This is a genomic window from Candidatus Eremiobacterota bacterium (assembly GCA_031082125.1).
In the GTDB taxonomy this organism is placed as follows: domain Bacteria; phylum Vulcanimicrobiota; class CADAWZ01; order CADAWZ01; family Ess09-12; genus Ess09-12.
Genome location: JAVHLM010000008.1, coordinates 162,747 through 181,772, shown reverse-complemented (window position 1 = coordinate 181,772; position 19,026 = coordinate 162,747). Strand labels below are relative to the sequence as shown.

The window sequence follows — 19,026 nt, the reverse complement described above, 5'->3', positions numbered from 1 at the left end:
AGATGAAGGTCTGGCGCCCTTTTTTTATGGCATGAGCTCTCTGGGCCTGCTGTGTATATTTCTCCTCCCCGGGATGAAAAACCTGCCCTGGGTGGAGAATGTGCCTGCCTGGAGGATAATGATCCGGGGAAGAAAAAGGGAATATCGGTGAAATGAGGCGAATTACTCATGGGCATGTACATGGATCCTGAAAAGGAGGACTGTTATGAAGAAGATGTGTCTGCTGCTCTCCTGTGTGGCCCTTATGGGGCTCTTTGGCATGGGAGTTTCCTACGGAGCCGATATGGTCGGTTCCGCCCCCCCGGATTTCGTGCTGCTCAAGCAGCTGCCCGGTGAGGATCCCTACTGGATATACCGCCCCATTTTCTCCCCTGATGGGAAGCTTGCCGCCGGGTTTATGCACTCGCCGGCGAAGATAGTGATCTGGGATCTTGAGAAGGGAACGGTCATCAAGGAGATAGAGCAGTCTGTCCACGGCATGCCCGGCCTTGACGGCTGGGCCTTCAGCAAGGACGGGAAGATGCTCCTCCTCATCTACCGGGACCTGCCTCTCAAGTTCCTCGACTACATGAACGGCAAGATAGTAAAAACCCTGCCCATCAATGCCGATCCCAACAAGGTCTGGGATTTCTCCTTCAGCCCTGACATGAGGCTGCTGGCCCTGGCCACCAACACGGGCATCAAGCTCTGGGACATCGAAAAGAGCGCTGAGCTGAAAGTGTACGTGAAGGACAAGGCGGTAAGCGGCGTGGACATCGTATATTACACCACGCCGAAAGGCCAGCTCGTGAGGCTCATGGCCTATGGCCTGCTGCTCAAGAAGGAGCAGGCGAAGACCTTCAAAGATGTGGCGGGCATCATCAACCTTGACAGCGGGTCCACGATGATAGTCCTGAATGATATTCCCAGGGACAAGGTGGCGAGCGGCGATACCACAAACCTGTGGGTCTCCTTTGAGCGCGGGGGGGGCTACCTGCTTGTGGCATACTCGGTATTCCCTCCCACTGTGAAGGCCGGCGCGTACCTGATAAATGCCTCGACAGGCAAATACCTTGCCAACCACAACCTGGAGAACTGCATACTCGCTTTCCAGGCTTACTATCTCTGGAAGCCTTTTTACGGCTACCTTCTCACGACCACTGACATGAGATCAGAGCCTTACAAGAGCGCCATGGAGTTCCTGGTGATCACCAAGGAGGGCGGGCTCAAGGTCATCGACGCGACAAAGCAGGACAAGATAGCCACCAAGTCGGTGACGATCAGCAGGGATCAGACAAGGGCTCTTATCACCACAAAGAAATCCCAGGCCGATCCCAGCCAGCTTTTTCTCTACAAGCTGGTGCCCAAGAAAAAATAACACAAGGGGGCTGAATATGAGCGACCCGAAGCTTCTTATCATCATCGGCGCAGTGGTAGTCATAGTGATAGTAGTGGCCGTTCTTTTGTCCAGGAAAGGGGGCGGCTCCCCTAGGGCTATCCCGGAATCTGTCTTCCAGAGCCTTGAAAAAAAGCACCAGGTATGGAAAAAGGAGACTATGCTCGATGCGGTGAAGACCACCTTCGAGATTCTGAAGAAGAACTTTGAGAACAGGCGTTCCCAGGTCGATACTGACGTGATGACCATCAATATCTACCGCGACCTCTTCAGCAACGTCATTCCCAAAATAGACAAGCTTACCTTCATCAAGTACGCAACGCTTGAAGGGGCGGAGATTGTAAGAATCATGACAGCCCGTGATGAAAACAGGAACTCCTTCACGGTGAAGCTGGAGCTCCAGGGCGAAGTGCCCCCCGATATTTCCAAGTCCATATACTGGACTTTCATAAGGAGCGCGAACAAGTGGCTTCTGAGCGAGATGCACGAGGATCCGGTGCAGCCGGGGTACTTTCCCTTCAAGTAAGGGGAGCCCTATTCCCACCAGGCTTCAGCCTTGTTCTCGACGGCCTTCTGGCATATCTCCCTGTACCCTTCAATGATGGGGGCGAAGTAGGCCCTGAGGTTTTTGAATTCAGAGACAGACGTGTCACTGAATATCTCCGCGGTGAGCTTCTGGAGCTCCCCGGACTGGATTTTCCTTGAGATAATCTCTCTGGAATGCTTGTCAATGGAAAGGGTCCATATCTCTGTGGGAGGAAGGCTCTCGAGGGATTTCTCCACTTCCAGGATCTCTTTCAGGAGCAGCATGGCCTCCCTGTCGGTGATAGTCTTTCCCTTCTTGGCGCGGGAAATGATGGGATAGACGGAGCCGATTTTTCCCTCCTCGAGGTTCTGGTTCACCGATTCCCTGAAAAGGATGTAATGCCAGCCGCTGCCGAGCTTTTTTGCGAAGGTCTCGTCTTCTTTCCGGCCCAGGAATTTTTTCTTTCCTTTTGTGGCGAACTGGAGATCCTGGAGGAGATGGAAGAGGCTTGTAGGCGTATTTATCCACTCATCGGAGCCTATCTCCTCCTTCAGGATGGTGTTGAGCTCGGTGATGCTGATGTAGCCGCTCAGGTCCCTCTCCCGGAGTGAGAAATCCTTCTGCTCCGAAACCCTGTCAATATCCCGGACAATGTCGGAAGCATTGAAGTAGCGCTTTTCAAGCTCTTTCGCAAGCATCAGGTCCACGATTTTCTCTATCTCGGGGGAGATATCGGGCCTTACGGCCCTTATGGGCTCGGGGCTCTCCCTGGTAATCTTGAACATCAGGTGCATGGGCGAGTCAGCCTCAAAGGGGAGCTTTCCGGTGAGCATCTCATAGAGCACCACGCCGAGGGAATATATGTCAGACCGGGGGTCCGCAACGTCGCTTGACCACTGTTCAGGGGCGCTGTAATGGATGGTGCCCATGAAATGCCCTTCCTGGGTGATCCTTTTCTTGGTGAGGAGGTCCCGGGCGATGCCGAAGTCCATGACGCGGACCCTCTTGTTCTCGTCAATCATTATATTGTCGGGCTTGATATCCCTGTGGATCAAGCCCCGCTCATGGGCATAGGCGAGGGCAGAGGCAACGCACCTTGTGATGAAAAGCGCGTCGGCGAACTCGAAAATCCCCTTTTCCCTCAGGATCTGTGCGATATTCTTCCCCCTGATGTACTGCATTGCCACGAAGATCTCGCCCTGTTCCTCGCCGATCCCGTAAATATTGATTATGTTGGGATGGTCCATCTGGGCGGTGATCCGCGCCTCCTGCAGAAACCTCTGGAGGTATTCCTGGTTCTCCTTCAGCGATGAGGAGAGGATCTTGATGGCCACCTCCCGGTAAAGGCTGCGGTCAATGGCATGGTAAATAACCCCCATGCCGCCCTTGGCGATCTTGTTTTTGATCTCGTAGGTGCCAAACCTGGTGCCGGGAGGATAATCGCCCTTCGCGGCATCCCTGGAGACATAATCCAGCTCGTTGTCTATCTTCACCTCGACGCCTGTGAAGGGCTCCTCTTCGGGAAGAGGCGGCGGTTCGGCGGCAGGCTGTTCTTGCAGTGGCTGCCCTTCCTGATTCAGGAGAGGGGCAAGGATGTGGCGCCCTTTTTCGTCAAGCTGGGCATTCTCAAAGGTTGCCCCCTCGAAAGTAATGCCCTCCAGGGAGGCCCCCAGCAGGTTAGCCCCCGTGAAGATGGCGTTTCTCAGGTTCGCCCCCTTCAGGTTCGCCTTTTCGAGTATTGCATGTTCAAGGTTGGCGCCTTCCAGGTTGACCTCCTGGAGAATGGCCTTGCCCAGGTCCGCGGCTTTCAGGCTGACTGATTGAAGGTTGGCCTTCCAGAGGTCTGCGCGGCGCATGTTTGCCTTGTAGAGGTTTGCTCTGGTGAGATTGGCGCTTCCCAGATCGGCCATGCGCAGGAAAGCCCTCTCCAGAAAAGCTCCCTCCAGGTCTGCCTCCCGCAGGTAGGCCTCCTGGAAGTTGGTTTTCACGAGGTAGACCTTTCTGAAGTTCACTCCCTTCAGGTTCATCCTGGAGAGATCCTTCTGGGAGAGATCGGGCGTTATCTGGGGATTCTTTGCTCTCCAGGCGTTCCACTCATCGACAGACCGCCGGAGCATTTCCACATAATCAAGCGTATCCATGACAGTTCACCCGCACACCCCTTGTCCGTGGAGTCTGTGTGATAATTTAACAGAAAATTGCTACAAAATCAAGGTGGGCAGAGCTCATCTTTTCCCACCATGGGCCTGAGCACCTCTGGCACCGCCACGGAGCCGTCGGAGCGCTGATAGTTCTCCATTATCGCTATGAGGGCGCGGCTCACGGCTATTGCCGTCCCGTTGAGAGTGTGGATGTGGGCGGCGCCCTTGCCTCCCTTGGGACGGTACCTTATGTTGAGACGCCTGGCCTGATAATCGGAGCAGTTGGAGGCGCTCGTGACTTCCCCCCAGGTCCCCCCCTCCTCCCTGCCGGGCATCCAGGCCTCTATATCATATTTCCTGTAGGCTGCGGCGCCGAGATCGCCCGTGCAGCATTCCACGACCCTGTAAGGGATGCCGAGCCCCGTGAAGATCTTTTCTTCGATGCCCACGAGCTGCTCGAGCATCGCATCTGATTCTTCCGGCACCGTGTAGGCAAACATCTCCACCTTGGTGAACTGATGGACCCTGTAAAGGCCCTTCGAAGCCCTGCCGTAGGTGCCGGCCTCTGTTCTGAAGCAGTGTGAATAGCCCGCAAGCCTGAGGGGAAGGTCTTTTTCCGCCAGTATTGTGTCGGAGAGGAGCCCCGCGAGCGTTATCTCCGATGTGGCAATCAGGCAGAGGTCCGAGCCTGCCACCGAGTAAATCTGCGTTTCCTCGCCCCGGGGGTTGAAGCCCGTGCCGAAGAGGACAGAGGATTTCGCCAGATCAGGCGTGATGTAGGGCGTGAAGCCTTCCCTGATGAGGGTCTGCAGCGCGTAGTTCACCAGGGCGATCTCAAGCAGCGCCCCCGCGCCCTTGAGAAAGTAGAACTTGGGGCCGCTCACCTTGGTGCCGTTATCGAAATCAAGGATGTCCAGCATCTTCCCAAGCTCCCCATGATCCCGGGGGGTGAAGGAGAATTCCGGCACATGCCCCGATTTCCTGAGCTCCCTGTTGTCGTGCTCGCCTTTCCCCACGGGAGCTTCAGGGTGGGTCAGGTTGGGAATCCTTGCCTGCTCGTCCCTGAGAGCCGGCTCGATGTCCTTGAGCTCTTTTTCAAGCTCCGCCACGGTGCTTTTCAGCTGCGCCCCCTCGGAAACAAGGGATTTTCTCTCTTCATCGGCGAGAGGTCCCTTCATTTTCCTCGCAATCTCGTTCTGCGCCTGGCGTTTCTCCTCGAGGAGCTGGAGCTTCTGTGACCGCTCAGCCGCCAGTGCAATGACCCTGTCAATGCTGACGGGCATGTTTCTCTTTTCGCTGTTTTCTGCCACCAGATCGGGGTTTTTCAGAATGAATTTCAGGTCTAGCATGGAGTGTCTCCTTTGAAATCTGCTGTTCCCCACGGAATAAAGGCATCACCTTCAAGGTATGCTTCGTGAGCCTGATTTCATGAAGGGAGTGACCTGCCCTTCGGGCATCTGATATGAGAAGCGTACCTTTCGGCTTTTCGTAGTAGGAAGTTCTTCATCCCGTGATGAAATACCTTTAGAGAGAGAGGCACGGGTGACAGCCCGAATCAAAATCAGTCCTGCCGGCGCGGGGCCGACGGCCTTTGCGGAGCAGGCAGGGGAGGAGCGGGACTATGGCCAGAATGAGATTATTGCCCGTCGTGGTAAGTATACTGCTGCTGTGGGGGGCAGCGACGGCCTGCCATGGAGAGAACCAGTACTCGGGGAAACGCTGGGGCTTCTCGCAGCTCACGGCCACCCCGGCGAGCCATATCGCCTGGTCCCCTGAAGGGAAATACCTCTACTTCACCATCATCGGGAATGACACGACGTATCTCTACCGGATCAAGGACGTATGGAAGATTATCAAGGGCAAGACGCTGCCCGGCAACATAAGGCCCGAGAAGGTGATAGAGGTCAAGGGCAGGGTCAAGGATTTCTCGATTTCCCAGAGCCGGATGTCCATGGCCTACTCGGTGCCCGAGGGGGCCGAATATGGCGGCCTCTACGTGGCGAACCTGGTGACCCTCGAGACAAAAAGAATCGCCCAGGGAAGGGGCCCCCTGTGGTCCCCCAGGGATGACGGGAGAATCCTTTACTATTTCATGGGCAAGAAGGGCCTTTTCGGAATCGCCCTCATCAATCCCGACGGGAGCGACATGAGGATCCTCAGCGAGCTCGGCGATCAGCGGCCCATCTGGAGCCCTGACGGCAGCCAGATTGCGTTCCTCTCCTCGCGGGGATTTTCCCAGGGCACGACGGGGTATTGCAATATCTACCTGATGAGCCTCAATCCCTTTTCCACCAAGCAGGTGACCCATGACCAGAACTCCTATCAGAAGAGCCTTCAGTGGGCCCCGAGAGGGAAGAAGATCCTCTTTGAGAGCTATAAGGGTGTGGAGCTGGTCGATACGGGGAATTTTGCCCGCACCGTGGTGGTCTCAAGGGGTGATTTCTTTTCCTCCCACAGCTTTGAGCCTTTTTTCAGCCCCGACGCCCAGTGGGCCTTCTTCAGGCGCGAGACAGGCATGGGGATAATCGGCATATATACCAAAGAGGAGGTTACCGTGGAGGGATCGGTGCCCTGGGAGCACGTCACCCTCGCCCCCGACGGGAAAAAGGTGGTCTTTTCCGTTTCACAGGAGGGGAAACGCCGCGGGATATGGGTCGTGGAGGCTTTTGACCGCTAGGTCCGCCCTCGAAAGGGATTATCCTGTCCATTGTGGAAAGCTCTCAGGTGATGACCTGATGAATGGAGGTAGAGCCATGGACAGAAAAGCCCTTGAAATTTCCGCTGAAAAACTGAGGGAGATCAATGATTTTCTTTGCGATCCCCGCAATGCACTCATTAACGAGTTCCTTGAGGTGGTGAAAAAATACGGGACCATTGAAGAGATAAAGAGAAAGGGTGCGGAGAACGGCACGGTTGAAAGCCTTGTGAAGCGCCTTGAGCACAAGGAGCCCTCTTATCTGAAAGATCTTGAGTGGCTCAGGGAGCAGCGCGACAAGGGGGCCTTCATCCCCCTGGAAGATTACAGGAAGAAGGTTCTGGGGGGGCGGTACGAGTCGGTGAAATGTGACGACGCTTTCGCCGTCACCCTGGAGATAAGCTCCCTGCAGTATTTTCCCTGGCTAATTGATGAGGCCCGGCAGGCCATTGCAAAACAGGAGATAATGCCAGGCCGTTACATCCGTGTAAGAAAAATGAAGGAGCAGGAAGATGATGGCGATCTGCTTGCTGTCGCGGCGGCGATGCAGATAATCGGGGCATCATGGGTCGAGACGCTTGACACCAAAGGGACAGACGGATCAAATATTCACCTGGGCGGGCCCGATACCATCACGGGGTACTTCGGCGGCGTGGGGCAGCCCAACCAGCATGCCCTCAAATGGCTTGACGAGTACCTCCATTACTATACCACCTATGGCGTGAAGCAGGTGCTGAACATCAACCCGGGCACGGTGCTGCTGGGCTACCTGCTCCACAAGCTCGGCCTGGATAACGAGTTCAAAATATCGGTCTTCATGGGGAATGACAACCCTTATTCCGTGTTCTGGACCCTTCTCACCGCCAAGCTTTTCAGCACCGACAGAAATACGACGCCTCTCATCGGCTTCAATTTCTCCAATTCTGTCAACAACCGAACTATAGAGCTCTGCGCCCAGGTGAGGCATGCCTTCAGTTTTGATGACATGGTGAGGTTTGAGCACCATATCCTGGAGACCTGCAGGAGCATCGTCGTGCAGCCCTATGACCGCAGGGAAGATCTTCTGGACATGGCAGACAAGGTCAAAAACATCAGCGCCAAGCATGAGGGCGGGGAAGTCGCCGTGGAGAGCGGGAGAGACCATCCTTCGGACATCCTGGACTATTTCATGCCCAAGGCCCAGGTCCTGGAGCAGGGCCTCATGGACAGCCTGCTGCGCAACTATATGGACAAGCACGACGCGGTGAACTGCACCGCCCGGCGCCTTACAGAAAAGGGCTTTGCCTTCATAGGGGCGAAAAGTCTTCATCACCGCGCGCTCGTGAGGGGATGATCGAAAGGAGATAGAGCCAGCCAGTGGATTTTCTGATAAACCTGAAAAATCTGCTCTCAGGCATGAAGCCCTTTGACCTCGAGGAGGCCTTCAGGGAAAAGAGGTTCTCACCCCGGCTCAAATCAGAGGTCCAGGGGACCTGTATCATAGACGAGAGGGAGGAGTTCTCTGTCATAATCTCCGAGATTGGCCTTTTCGGCCTGAGGATTCATATCGGGAAAGAGCTGAAGAATGGTGATATCGTGAGGATATCTGCAATCAAGGGGATTGGAAGCCTCTCCGGTGCGCAGTACACGGTCAGTTCCCTGATCATGAAAGTCCTCTGGTGCAAGAAGAGGAAGACCACGCGGGAGTATATGGCGGGCCTCCAGTACCAGGACTCCAAGAAGAATATGAGGGATTCGTGGGTCGCCTATCTTCTCAGAAAATTCGGTGTGGCAGTGGGTGTCTCCACCCAGAAGAGGAAGAGGGTGAGGATCCCCGCCAACCTTCCCCTTGTGCTGAAGAGCCAGGCAGAGGGCAAGGAGGGAAACGGCGCCGTGATTGATATGGGCCTCGGGGGTATGCTGATATCCTCGGAGAGGGCCATCCCGCGCAACGCCCTTTTCAATTTCAGCATAGGCCCCTACAAGGCGCTTGCCCCCCTCAGGATGACAGGAAAGATTATTCATGAGCGCTTTGTGCCTTCTTCGGGCCGGTGGGTCGCAGGGGTGATCTACGAGCGGCCCGACGATATGCAGCAGAAGCTTCTGGAGTCATACCTCACCCACCTCCACAAGGAAAAATCGCCGTAAAGAGAGGAGCCGGAACATGGAGTTTCTCCTGAAATGCAAGGCCTTCATATCGGGCAAGGGAGTTTTTGACCTCAAGGAGGCTATCGAAGAGAAACGGTTTTCTCCCCGCGTGCGGTGCCTTATCGATGCGCAGGTGACGCTGCCCTCCGGTGAGGGGATAAAGGCAGCCGTCGTGGAAGTGAGCCTCACGGGGATGCGCCTCTCCTGTGACAGGAAGCTTTCAAGCGGCGCCTTGGTAAAGATAGCGCCCGTGAAGGGCGAGGGGCTTCTCCGGGAGAGCAAGTTTCCTGAGGGAGCGGTGACGATGCAGGTCGTGTGGAGCAGGCAGAGGAAGACCACCCGTGACTACACGGCGGGCCTCAAGTTTGCCGACACCGAGAAGAACCTGGAAGGCTCGTGGGCCGCCTACGTGCTTGACAGGTATGGTATTGCCGTGGGATTTTCCACGCAGCGCAGGAAAAAGTCAAGGATTCCCGTCGAGCTCTCCCTCTCGATAGCGCTCCCTCTTCAGCAGGTCGTAGGCACCGTCCTCGATCTGGGAATCGGAGGGATGCTCGTCAGCACCGATATTGATATCAGCAAAAAGGATATTCTCGGGTTCCGCGTGGGGCCTTACCGCCATCTTGAAACCCTCTACTGCAACGGGAAGATTGTCCATCAAAAGACTGACGCCCCCCGGAAGAGTTACACGTACGGCATTGTGTTCACCAAGATGAAAGAGAAGCAGGTTTCTCTCCTCAATTCCTATCTCACCACACTCTGCCTCGAAGAGAGCGAGTGAAGGCTTCGATGGTAGACGTCCATGCCCATCTGTCCAGCGCGGAGTTTGACAGCGACAGGAACGATGTCCTTGAGAGGGCAAAGCGCGCGGGAGTCAGGGCAATTCTCTCCGCCGGCGAGGATTACCGTGACAACCTGAAGATCCTGGAGCTCGCATCGCAGTTCCCCATGATCCGGCCATGCCTCGGTCATTACCCGGCGCTGCTCGGTATTGACGAGGCCCGCCGTTCCCTTGATTTAATCGGCCGGCACAGGGGCGATATCGCCGCCATCAGCGAGGTGGGTCTTGATTACCGTATGGTGGACGATCCCGGGGCAAGGGAGCTCCAGAGAGAGATTTTCTCACTTTTCATCGCCGCCGCCCGGGAATACGCCCTCCCCCTCATTGTGCACAGCAGGTCGGCAGGCCATCATGCCATTGAGTTCCTCCTGGAGCACCGGGCCGCCAGGGTCTGCCTCCATGCCTTTGACGGCAGGGCTTCCTATGCTGAGAGAGGGGCAAGGGAAGGCTTTTATTTCTCCATCCCCCCCTCGGTGGCCCATTCCGCTCAGAAGCAGAAGCTCGTAAAGGCCCTGCCGCTTGAGGTCCTGCTGCTTGAGTCGGATTCGCCCGTCCTGGGCCCCCGCCGTGAAGAGAGAAACGAGCCTGCCAATGTGGCCCTCTCAGCAGCCATGATTGCACAGATCAAAGGGATCGGCCTTCAGGAGGTCCTCGCAGAGCTTGAAAAAAACACCGGGAGATTTCTGGCCAGCGAGTCCTGAGAAAAAGATGGGGGAAAAGGGGCCGGGGGGGAGAATACCATGGGAAAGGGAGAAACCTGGAAAGGAGCATGCCATGAAACTCTCCATTGAATACTGTACCATGTGAAATTATTTCCCCAGGGCTTCCAGTATGGCAGCCGAAATAAAAAGCGCCCTCAGCGTGGAGCCGGAGCTTATTGCCGGCGGCGGCGGCGTCTTTGAGGTCACCCTTGACGGAGTGCTTATCTTTTCCAAGAAGAAATGCGGCCGTTTCCCTGAGACAGAGGAGATTCTCGAGCTCATGGAAAGCCGGGGGAAAGGAAGCTGAGGAAGGAGCGACTATGCGGAAGTTCATCTGTCCTCAATGCGAGGAGATAGTGGGAGATGAGCAGGGCCTCTGCGAGCAGTGCGCCCGCTCCGTGTTCCATGTGAAATGCGAGAAATGCGAGGAATGGCTGGACGTGAGAGAGCACAGGGAGTGCCCCCAGTGCAGGATTCCCCTGGTGCGCATGTACGCCATTCTGGATTTTTCCGCAGATCCCGCCGGCCTTACCGACCTCATAGAGAACAAGTACAGGATTGTGAAGATCGAGCCTTTCGGCGCCCTGGCCGTTGACGAGAAGCCCAACCTCTCGCCGCAGTTCGTCGCCCCCAGGGGGGTGAGGGACAAGGCGTACAAGGAAATGGGCCGCCTGAGGGACCAGGTTCATCACGGCGACAGCTCCTTCGTGGTAGTGGATGCCCCCTGCAACGGCCGCGGCGAGCCCTACAGGCAATTTTCCGCCATCTGGGGCACCGTGGGAAATTTTGAGAAGATAAAGCTCCTCAAGTCCTTTTTTGCCCTGGCACAGAAGCTTATGCACCTTCAGGTGGCGAGCACCATAGAAAAGGGAGAGATCACCGTGAAGGGCGTGGAATTGTTCCCCTTCCCGCTGGTGGCTGATGAAGAGCCGCTCCCGGAGGGGGAGATGCTCGCCCGCCTCAAAAGATTCCTGGAAGGCTCCATCAGTACCGACGATTTCATCGTGAGAAAGATATACCGCGAGGGCTATCCCGAGGCGGCGAGCTTCGAGGAAATAGGCGAGCTCCTCGACGAGGCCAAGGAGAACCTCGACACGCGCTTCGTCATAGAGTCATTCGGCATCAGCGATCTGGGCCCCGTGAGGGACAACAACGAGGATGACTTCTTTGCCGTGGAATTCGGCTACGCCCACCCTGATCATATGAAGGTGAGCGGCAGGAGCGTGAAGCAGCGGGGCCTCTACATCCTCTGCGACGGCATGGGCGGCCATCAGAAGGGCGAAGTGGCGAGCGCCCTGGCAGTGCGGGAGCTGAAGCGCCGGATAATGCCTCTCATGCTGGAGGAGGTGCCGCAGGCCAATTTCGAGGATCAGCTCAAGACCCTCATCAAGGAAGCCAATGATGTGCTGCTGGAGGTCAATATTCTCGAGGGCATCCCCGCCCATGAGGGCAGGATGGGCACTACGCTCGTCGCCATCGTGGCTTTTGAGAATGAGGTATTTGTCGCCCACGTGGGGGACAGCCGCTGTTATCGCCTGAACAACGGGGAGCTGAAACAGCTCACCGAGGATCACAACCTGGCGATGCAGGCCCTCCATTCGGGCACCTTCAAGACCAGGGAGGAAGCCGAAAAGATGAGGGGCGCCAAGGTTCTCACGCAGGCCATAGGGCCCCGGGAGGGCATCCATCTTGTGCCCGATGCCCGCCGCGAGCTGGTGAGGGGCGACTGCTATTTCCTCATCTGCTCTGACGGCCTCACCGACGTCGTGGGGGACGAGGAGATCAAGGCCGTCATAGAGAGCGGAAACAGCAACCTCAGGAGGATCTGCCGCCGCCTCATATCCCGTGCCTATGATAACCATACCCGTGACAACATCACCGTCGTGATCGTGAAGTTCACCAAGCGGATATAGATGATAAGAAGGAGGCAGCCTGTGGGCCGCGGGCGATCGATACTTATCTACAGCTTTGAGCCCTTCCTCCAGTGGAAGGTAAACTCCGCCACCATGCTCCTCCGCTCCATGAAGAAGCAGGGCCTTATTCCCCCTGCGGTGACTCACATGGTTCTCCCCGTCGTCTTTGAGAAGGCTGCGGAGAAAGTGTTGCGGGCAGCAAGGTCGAGCACCCCTGATATCATCCTCGGGATAGGGCAGGCGGCAGGGTACACAAAGCTCTCCCTTGAGCGTATCGCTCTCAATGTGAACCATGCCACACGGCCTGACAACAGGAGACAGAAGCCCCACGATGAGCTCATAAGGGAGGGGGGACCCCTCGCGTACTGGACCACAATCCCCTATAAAAAGATGGAGGAGCTCTCCAGGAGCCGGAAATTTCCATTCAGGCTCTCGTTCCATGCCGGGACCTATGTGTGCAACAATGTGCTTTTTATGGTGCTTGACGCCCTTGAGCGTGAAAAGATCCCCGCCCTGGCGGGCTTTTTGCATGTTCCCCTCATCAGGACAAAGAAAAAGGGGAAGCTGTCGCTGGAGAAGCTCTCAGAGGCCATGGGAGCGGTCCTCGGGCTCCTCGCGAGCGATGAATCCCTCTCCTGACCCATTTCAATGCCGATTGCCCCAGAAATTAACAATATGTTAACAAAAGCGCCCCGGCGCCCCGTTATGGAAAAAGTGCCGTTTTTTCCTTCGCAGCGTGAAAAGATGCCATCCCTTATTCCATGGGCTCTTGTTTGACCTCATCAAATTCTTTGTGGTAAGATAAGCGTGGAAGAGTGCACGTTTATCTCTGTCCAGGAGTGATGACCATGGAACCAGTAAGGATAACGCCAAACCAGTATTTTCAGAACGCGAGCCATGTGGGAATGGCCCAGAACTCCATCACGCCGGGGCGTGACGGCACCACGGCCAGGGAGGTCCAGCAGAGGGCCCAGGTGGCGGGGGAGCAGACAGGAGAGCTGGGGAGAAAAGGGAAAGAAGCCGCCGATGAATCCCCATCGGCAGGCCAGGGAACCGAGGCATACCTGCCCGTCACGCTTGAAGATGCAAAACAGTTCCGCCAGATGGATCAGCTCCGGGAGCTCTCCATAGGAGGCTCAAAGGGGGAGGCGCCTCAAGAGGAGCCGCCTGTCATATCGACATGGAAAAAAGATCCCCCCGTGATTGACGCTGAGTTCACGGTACTTGACGATGGCGGAAAGGCCGGTGCTCCCAAGGCTCCGGGTCATGGCCCCGACTTTTTTTCAGCGCCGGCCGCCGATGCGCGGCGCACGGAGCGTTTTGAGGAGATGTCCAGGGACAACAAGAAGCTCCTCAACGAGGTCTTCTCGGGGCGCGTTCCCCTCGCGCTTGTGCCCGATCTTCCCATGGCGCAGGCGGAAGACCGCCTCCAGCAGATGGTGGATTTCACCCTCAAGGACCAGGGCGGCAACAAGGAGCTCTCCTTCTGGAAGAAGTGGAGGCTCAAGGGGCCCCGCAAGACTCTCCAGGATTATGACCGTTATTCCCAGATGATGACCGACAAGCAGGCCGGGGAGAATCCCGGTGTTGACCGCAAAAGGCTCAAGCTTTACAACATGGCGCAGCTCATCCTCAACGACAGGGACGAGTCCACCGGGAAGCCCAAGATGGAGCACCTTGCCGTCTCGGCCCACCAGTTCGTCCGTGCCTATGACGCAGAGGCTCAGAAGCAGCATGAGCGCAGCAGTCCCCCGCCGGACCGCATCGGCAAGGAAATAGATCAGCTCATGGCCGGCCTCTCGCCCCAGCAGAAAGAGGCGGTGCTCCAGAAGGAGCGGGAATTAAACGACGCGGCCATGGCTTCCCTCAGCAGGGGCCGGCCCATGTCGCCCGAGGATATCGTGGCGATGAGGGCCAGCAACCTCATTGAGCTGGGGCGGAGCGGCAAGATACCGCCCGACCTGGCGGCAAAGGCCAGAGAATATCTCATGACAAGCCAGAACGTCGCCCCCCCTGATCCCTATGGGGCTGCCCAGGGCAGCGATCCATACGGGGGATACAGTATTTACGGCGCAGGACCGGGAGCCCAGGGACCGGGACAGAGCTTTGTCCCTCCCCAGCCGGGATTTCCAAATTACCCGCCCGGCATTCCAGGCAGTCCTCCGGGCTATCCGGGCGCACCTCCGGGTCCCATGCCGCCGCCTTCGGGATACCCCAACTACCCGCCGGGAGCACCGGGCCCGGGAGGCCCTCAGGCTCCTCCAGGCCAGGACTGGCAGTCTTTCGTGAATATGCTCATGGTGCAGCAGAAAGCATCGCGCATGCAGTCGGCCATGATGATGATGATGGTTGGCGGGCCGGGAATGCTGCCCTTTGCCCTCATCAACGCCTTCCTGCCTTCCGATATCCCCTATCTTGCACAGCAGTTCAATCCCAACGCCGTTCCCTACCCTCAGACACCCTCATGGGTGGCGAACCCTCCCATGCCCTCCATGCCGTCGTGGGGCAACATCCCTTCCCCCACAGGCGACTATGTGACGCAGCGCACCCAGCAGCCTCCGCGGCCCGTGAGCCGCAAGCCTCTTCTGATGGAGGAGGAGGAGAAGCCCCGCGAGGGAAAACGCCCTGAGGGAGAATCCCTTGTTGACGATGATGCCGAGGCGCAGCAGTCATAGTCACCGAGGGGAATGAGAAAAGTACGAAGCCTTCCGGCACGCCGGAAGGCTTCTTTTGTATGTATCCCATTCCATACCGATAAACGGGTAGGGGATAAGGCTTTTACTACCAGCTCGAGGCCAGGGGGCCTGTTGCTTCTTCCACCTCTTCAAGCACCCTGCACTGCGCCACTGCCTCCATCATATTGTTATGGTCGGTGAAGAGGGGGCGGTCCTCCTCGAGATGCTCCACCACTTTTCTCACGGCCCTGTGGCCCGCTTTCGTGCCTTTCCCAAAGCCGAAGGAGCGGAAATCGAGGGCCTGGGCGGCGGCAATGAGCTCTATGGCGAGGACTCCCCAGGCATTTTCCAGGATCTGCCTGGTCTTGAGGGCCGTGTTCATGCCCATGCTCACGAAGTCCTCCTGGTCCGCCGCCGCGGGGATGGAATGGATGCAGGCCGGGGTGCTCAGGATGCGCTGTTCCACGATAAGCATCCCCGCCGTATATTGGCTGAGCATGTGGCCGCTGTACATCCCTGCGCCCTTGGTGAGAAATGCCGGGAGACCCACGGAGAGGGCCGGGTTCAGGAGCCTGTTGAGGCGGCGCTCCGAAAGAACACTTATCATGCAGACGCTCGCCCCCACCATGTCAAGGGGAAGGCTGATGGGCGTCCCCTGGAAATTGGCCCCCGTGAGCACGCGGTCCTCGTCGGGGAGGAATATGGGGTTGTCACCGACGCCGTTGAGCTCAATCTCGAACTGCTTTCTTGCATAGGCCAGGTGGTCGCGCGCCGCGCCTATCACCTGCGGGGTGGAGCGCATTGAATAGGCGTCCTGGACCTTCACCTTGAGCTTCCCCGTGAGGAGGTCCGAGCCCTCCATGACCTGTCTGAGATTCTTCGTGCAGGTGATTGCGCCCCTGAAGCCGCGGAGCTCATGGAGCTTTACGTCATAGGGCTTCATGTTGGCCAGGAGCGCCTCGAGGGACATGGCCGATGCGATTTCCGCCTGCTTGATCCAGCGCTCGATATCGTAGATCTCAAGGGATCCGATGCCTGCGATGAAATTGGAGCCGTTGATGGTGGCAAGGCCGTCGCGGGCCTTGAGGCCGGGGATGGGAATTCCCGCCTTTTCCATGGCCTGCCTGGAGGGCATCCGCTGCCCTTCATACCATGCCTCGCCCTCTCCCATCATGAGGAGGGCAATCTGGCTCATGGGCGAGAGGTCTCCGCAGGCGCCCACTGAGCCTTTTTCGCATACGACAGGCGTGACGCCCTTGTTGAGAAGGGCTGCAAGGGTCTGGGTGATCTCGGGACGGCATCCCGAGTTGCCATGGAGGTGCACATTGATGCGGCCTGTCATGGCCGCCCGCACGTATTCAACGGGGAAGGGCTTCCCGATGCCGGCGGAGTGGTTGTAGATAAGGTACTTCTGAAACTGCTGGACCTGCTCATCGTTAAGGGCCACTTCGGAGAACTCGCCGATGCCGGTGTTGACACCGTACATCACCTCGCCCTCCTCGATCTTCCTCTCAAGAAGACCGCGGCATTTTTTTATCCTCTCCACTCCCTCGGGGGCAAGCTCCACCTTCTCGTTGAAGCGCGCCACCCTCACCAGGTCCTCTATGGTGAGACTGCTTCCGTTCAGAACAACCGTCATGGCTCCTCCACGCTCATATCGTGATCAATCGCTAATCCTGCGAAATCTTCAGTATTATACCACAGGGAGGGACCCTGTCAACTCCTCCCCGGGGCGGTTAAAATCAGCGCCCTTTTTCATGATACCCTATGCTCCTCGATCATTCCTCTTTTTCGTGATTACAAGGTCTATCAGGGCGAAGAGCATCACGGGGGAGAGGAAAACAACTGCCGTCATCAGTTCCACCGACGAGCCCTTCATTGCCCCCGGGATCCCTGTTTCATCAAATCACCTTCACGGCCCGGGAGGCCATGTCCTTCCTTAAGCCATGGCTTTTTCCGCAGGGAGCCAAGAAGGGAAAAAGAGTGAAAGGGAAAATATATGTTCTTACAGAGAAAAAACGAGGTGCCCTTATGAGTGAACCGCTTATTCTTGCTGTGAATCCCGGCTCCATGACCACCAAGGTGGCTCTTTTCAGGGGCGATACAGAAGTGGCCGCTGAGGATCTCGGGCATGGCCCCGCTGAGCTCTCGGCGTGCCAACGACTTATTGATCAGCTTCCGCTGCGCAAGGAGGCTGTGGAAAAGTTTCTCAAGAAGCACGAGGGCCTGGGTCATCTTGATGCCCTCGCGTGCCGCGGGGCCCCCCTCAAGCCCCTTGAGGGGGGAACTTACCGCGTCGGCGACGCCCTCGTCGAGGACATCCGCCAGGGGCGTCTCCAGTCGCCCCATGTGTCCATGCTGGCGGCCCTCATAGGCCATGAGCTCTCAGTCGAATACGGCATTCCCGCCTATATCGTCGATCCCATAAGCGTTGACGAGTATTCTCCCCTTGCCCACCTGTCGGGCTTTCCCGAGATCCCCCGGAAAAGCCTCTGGCATGCCCTCAACTGCAGGGCCGTGGCGCACCGCTATGCCAGGGAGCAGGGAAGAGATTTTGACGAGCTCAATCTCATCGTCGCGCACCTGGGGAGCGGCATCACTGTCGTCGCGCTCAGAAATGGAAAAGCTGTTGACAGCACCGACGCGAACAGCGAGGCCCCCTTCTCGCCCGAGCGGGCAGGAACGCTGCCCATGCTGGGATTCCTGGAGCTCTGCTTCTCGGGGACTTACAAAAAGGAAGAGCTGGTGAAAAAGATAACCCGCGGCAGTGGCCTCCTGGCCCACCTGGGCACCAATGACTGCGTCGAGGTGGAGCGCCGCATCGCGGCAGGCGACAAGCATGCTGCCCTGGTCTATGAGGCGATGGCTTATTTCATAAGCAAGACCATTGGGGGGCTTGCCGCAGCTCTCAACGGGACCGTGGACGCCGTGCTTCTCACGGGGTCCCTCGCACGCTCGAAGATGGTGACGTCCTGGATATCGCAGCGTGTCGCCTTCATCGCCCCCGTCCATCTCTACCCCGGCCAGGAGGAGATGAAATCGCTTGCCCGCGCCGTCCATGAAGTGCTTTCCGGCCAGGAACAGGAAAAAATCTATCAGTAAAGGAGCTCCTTATGTTCAATGATTATGACGAAATAGTTGCCATGGCAAAAAAATATGCACCGATGAAGGTGGCTGTCGCCGGTGCGGAAGAGGACACAGTCCTCGCGGCCGTCAAGGAAGCCGAAGAGGCCGGCCTTGTGGAATGCACCCTCATAGGCAACAGGGATGCCATCCTTCCCCTGGCCCGGTCTGCAGGCTATAAGGTAAGGGAAGACCGGCTGGTCCACGTGGAGGACAGAGAGAAGGCGGCGCCGGAGGCCGTGAAGCGGGCCTCCTCGGGAGAAGTGGATATTGTCCTGAAAGGAAACGTGCAGACAGCGTCACTGATGAAGGCCGTGCTGGACAAGGATACGGGCCTTCGCACCAGGAAGCTCGTGAGCCACATTTTTTTTATCAAGCTCCCGGGGTATCACAAGTTTCTCTCCCTCACCGACGGCGGTATCAATATCGCCCCTACCCTCGAGGAGAAGCAGGCCATCCTGGAGAACTGCATCGGCTTTTACCATCTCATGGGGCTTGAAAAGCCCAAGATTGCCCTGCTGGCGCCCGTGGAGACCGTGAGCGATAAGATACCCTGCACCGTTGACGCCGCCATCCTGTCAAAGATGGCCGACAGGGGCCAGCTGAAAGGCGCCCTGATAGACGGCCCCCTGGCCTTTGACCTTGCCATCTCAAGCGAGTCGGTGAGGGAGAAGGGCATAGAGTCAAAAGTCGCCGGCGATGCCGACGTCCTCTTCGTTTCAGGCATCGACATGGGGAACGGTCTCTTCAAGGGGCTTGTCCACTTCGGCAAGGGGATCCCCGCCGCAGTGATGCTCGGGACAAAAAAGCCCGTGATAGTAACTTCCAGGGCCGACTCCGCAGAGTGCAAGTTCTACTCGATAGCCCTTAACGTGCTCTACGCGGGAAAGCTCGGAGAGAAAAAATAAA

Annotated in this window: 16 protein-coding genes; 13 read left to right on the top strand and 3 right to left on the bottom strand. The window is 57.2% G+C overall.

Going from position 1 to position 19,026, the window contains the following annotated elements:
- The first annotated feature begins 205 nt into the window (after positions 1-205).
- Both RDV48_11455 and RDV48_11450 read left to right on the top strand, forming a co-directional pair.
- Positions 206-1,357, top strand: coding sequence for a WD40 repeat domain-containing protein (locus RDV48_11455; GenBank protein ID MDQ7823403.1), 1,152 nt, complete (start codon positions 206-208; stop codon positions 1,355-1,357).
- A 16-nt stretch (positions 1,358-1,373) separates the two neighbouring features.
- Positions 1,374-1,901: a hypothetical protein gene (locus RDV48_11450; protein ID MDQ7823402.1), complete on the top strand. Its 528-nt coding sequence runs from the start codon at positions 1,374-1,376 to the stop codon at positions 1,899-1,901.
- A gap of 8 nt (positions 1,902-1,909) precedes the next feature.
- Here RDV48_11450 and RDV48_11445 read toward each other — a convergent pair whose 3' ends face one another.
- Both RDV48_11445 and serS read right to left on the bottom strand, forming a co-directional pair.
- Entirely contained in the window at positions 1,910-4,042 is a 2,133-nt protein-coding gene (locus RDV48_11445) for a protein kinase (GenBank protein ID MDQ7823401.1), read from the bottom strand.
- Positions 4,043-4,110: 68 nt separating this feature from the next.
- Complete coding sequence (serS, locus tag RDV48_11440; protein MDQ7823400.1) at positions 4,111-5,391, bottom strand: serine--tRNA ligase; 1,281 nt, start codon at positions 5,389-5,391, stop codon at positions 4,111-4,113.
- 272 nt (positions 5,392-5,663) lie between these two features.
- On the opposite strand from serS, the gene RDV48_11435 reads away from it, so the two are divergent.
- From RDV48_11435 to RDV48_11395, 9 genes are all read left to right on the top strand, one after another.
- On the top strand, positions 5,664-6,719 hold the full coding sequence (locus RDV48_11435) for a hypothetical protein (GenBank protein MDQ7823399.1): 1,056 nt from the start codon (positions 5,664-5,666) through the stop codon (positions 6,717-6,719).
- A 76-nt stretch (positions 6,720-6,795) separates the two neighbouring features.
- A complete protein-coding gene (locus RDV48_11430) occupies positions 6,796-8,070 on the top strand; it encodes a hypothetical protein (GenBank protein ID MDQ7823398.1) in 1,275 nt (424 codons plus the stop codon).
- 23 nt (positions 8,071-8,093) lie between these two features.
- Positions 8,094-8,864 (top strand): PilZ domain-containing protein, encoded by a 771-nt coding sequence (locus RDV48_11425; GenBank protein ID MDQ7823397.1) that lies wholly within the window; start codon positions 8,094-8,096, stop codon positions 8,862-8,864.
- Between the two features lie 16 nt (positions 8,865-8,880).
- A complete protein-coding gene (locus RDV48_11420; GenBank protein MDQ7823396.1) occupies positions 8,881-9,645 on the top strand; it encodes a PilZ domain-containing protein in 765 nt (254 codons plus the stop codon).
- Complete coding sequence (locus tag RDV48_11415) at positions 9,642-10,406, top strand: TatD family hydrolase (protein ID MDQ7823395.1); 765 nt, start codon at positions 9,642-9,644, stop codon at positions 10,404-10,406. Before RDV48_11420 ends, RDV48_11415 begins: the two co-directional genes overlap by 4 nt.
- Positions 10,407-10,479: 73 nt before the next feature.
- Positions 10,480-10,713 carry a SelT/SelW/SelH family (seleno)protein gene (locus tag RDV48_11410; protein ID MDQ7823394.1) on the top strand — a complete coding sequence of 78 codons (234 nt, stop codon included), beginning with the start codon at positions 10,480-10,482 and terminating at the stop codon, positions 10,711-10,713.
- A 13-nt stretch (positions 10,714-10,726) separates the two neighbouring features.
- Complete coding sequence (locus tag RDV48_11405) at positions 10,727-12,319, top strand: protein phosphatase 2C domain-containing protein (protein MDQ7823393.1); 1,593 nt, start codon at positions 10,727-10,729, stop codon at positions 12,317-12,319.
- 21 nt (positions 12,320-12,340) lie between these two features.
- A complete protein-coding gene (locus tag RDV48_11400) occupies positions 12,341-12,958 on the top strand; it encodes a hypothetical protein (protein MDQ7823392.1) in 618 nt (205 codons plus the stop codon).
- Positions 12,959-13,167: 209 nt separating this feature from the next.
- Positions 13,168-14,994, top strand: a complete 1,827-nt coding sequence (locus RDV48_11395; protein MDQ7823391.1) for a hypothetical protein — start codon at positions 13,168-13,170, stop codon at positions 14,992-14,994.
- A 106-nt stretch (positions 14,995-15,100) separates the two neighbouring features.
- Here the strand turns inward: RDV48_11395 and RDV48_11390 are convergent, their stop codons facing one another.
- The gene (locus RDV48_11390; GenBank protein MDQ7823390.1) at positions 15,101-16,633 is read right to left on the bottom strand and encodes an aromatic amino acid ammonia-lyase; all 1,533 of its coding nucleotides are present in this window, start codon (positions 16,631-16,633) and stop codon (positions 15,101-15,103) included.
- A gap of 392 nt (positions 16,634-17,025) precedes the next feature.
- Between RDV48_11390 and buk the strand changes: the two genes are divergently transcribed.
- Together buk and RDV48_11380 are read left to right on the top strand one after the other, a co-directional pair.
- Positions 17,026-18,096 (top strand): butyrate kinase, encoded by a 1,071-nt coding sequence (gene buk / locus RDV48_11385; protein ID MDQ7823389.1) that lies wholly within the window; start codon positions 17,026-17,028, stop codon positions 18,094-18,096.
- A gap of 11 nt (positions 18,097-18,107) precedes the next feature.
- Positions 18,108-19,025, top strand: coding sequence for a bifunctional enoyl-CoA hydratase/phosphate acetyltransferase (locus RDV48_11380; protein ID MDQ7823388.1), 918 nt, complete (start codon positions 18,108-18,110; stop codon positions 19,023-19,025).
- The last annotated feature ends 1 nt before the right edge of the window (position 19,026 follow it).

Excerpts from the sequence above, each read along its gene's own strand:
- RDV48_11455 (MDQ7823403.1), top strand. The coding sequence starts at position 206 with ATGAAGAAGATGTGTCTGCTGCTCTCCTGTGTGGCCCTTATGGGGCTC.
- RDV48_11450 (MDQ7823402.1), top strand. The coding sequence starts at position 1,374 with ATGAGCGACCCGAAGCTTCTTATCATCATCGGCGCAGTGGTAGTCATA.
- RDV48_11445 (MDQ7823401.1), bottom strand. The coding sequence starts at position 4,042 with ATGGATACGCTTGATTATGTGGAAATGCTCCGGCGGTCTGTCGATGAG.
- serS (MDQ7823400.1), bottom strand. The coding sequence starts at position 5,391 with ATGCTAGACCTGAAATTCATTCTGAAAAACCCCGATCTGGTGGCAGAA.
- RDV48_11435 (MDQ7823399.1), top strand. The coding sequence starts at position 5,664 with ATGGCCAGAATGAGATTATTGCCCGTCGTGGTAAGTATACTGCTGCTG.
- RDV48_11430 (MDQ7823398.1), top strand. The coding sequence starts at position 6,796 with ATGGACAGAAAAGCCCTTGAAATTTCCGCTGAAAAACTGAGGGAGATC.
- RDV48_11420 (MDQ7823396.1), top strand. The coding sequence starts at position 8,881 with ATGGAGTTTCTCCTGAAATGCAAGGCCTTCATATCGGGCAAGGGAGTT.
- RDV48_11405 (MDQ7823393.1), top strand. The coding sequence starts at position 10,727 with ATGCGGAAGTTCATCTGTCCTCAATGCGAGGAGATAGTGGGAGATGAG.
- RDV48_11395 (MDQ7823391.1), top strand. The coding sequence starts at position 13,168 with ATGGAACCAGTAAGGATAACGCCAAACCAGTATTTTCAGAACGCGAGC.
- RDV48_11390 (MDQ7823390.1), bottom strand. The coding sequence starts at position 16,633 with ATGACGGTTGTTCTGAACGGAAGCAGTCTCACCATAGAGGACCTGGTG.
- buk (MDQ7823389.1), top strand. The coding sequence starts at position 17,026 with ATGAGTGAACCGCTTATTCTTGCTGTGAATCCCGGCTCCATGACCACC.
- RDV48_11380 (MDQ7823388.1), top strand. The coding sequence starts at position 18,108 with ATGTTCAATGATTATGACGAAATAGTTGCCATGGCAAAAAAATATGCA.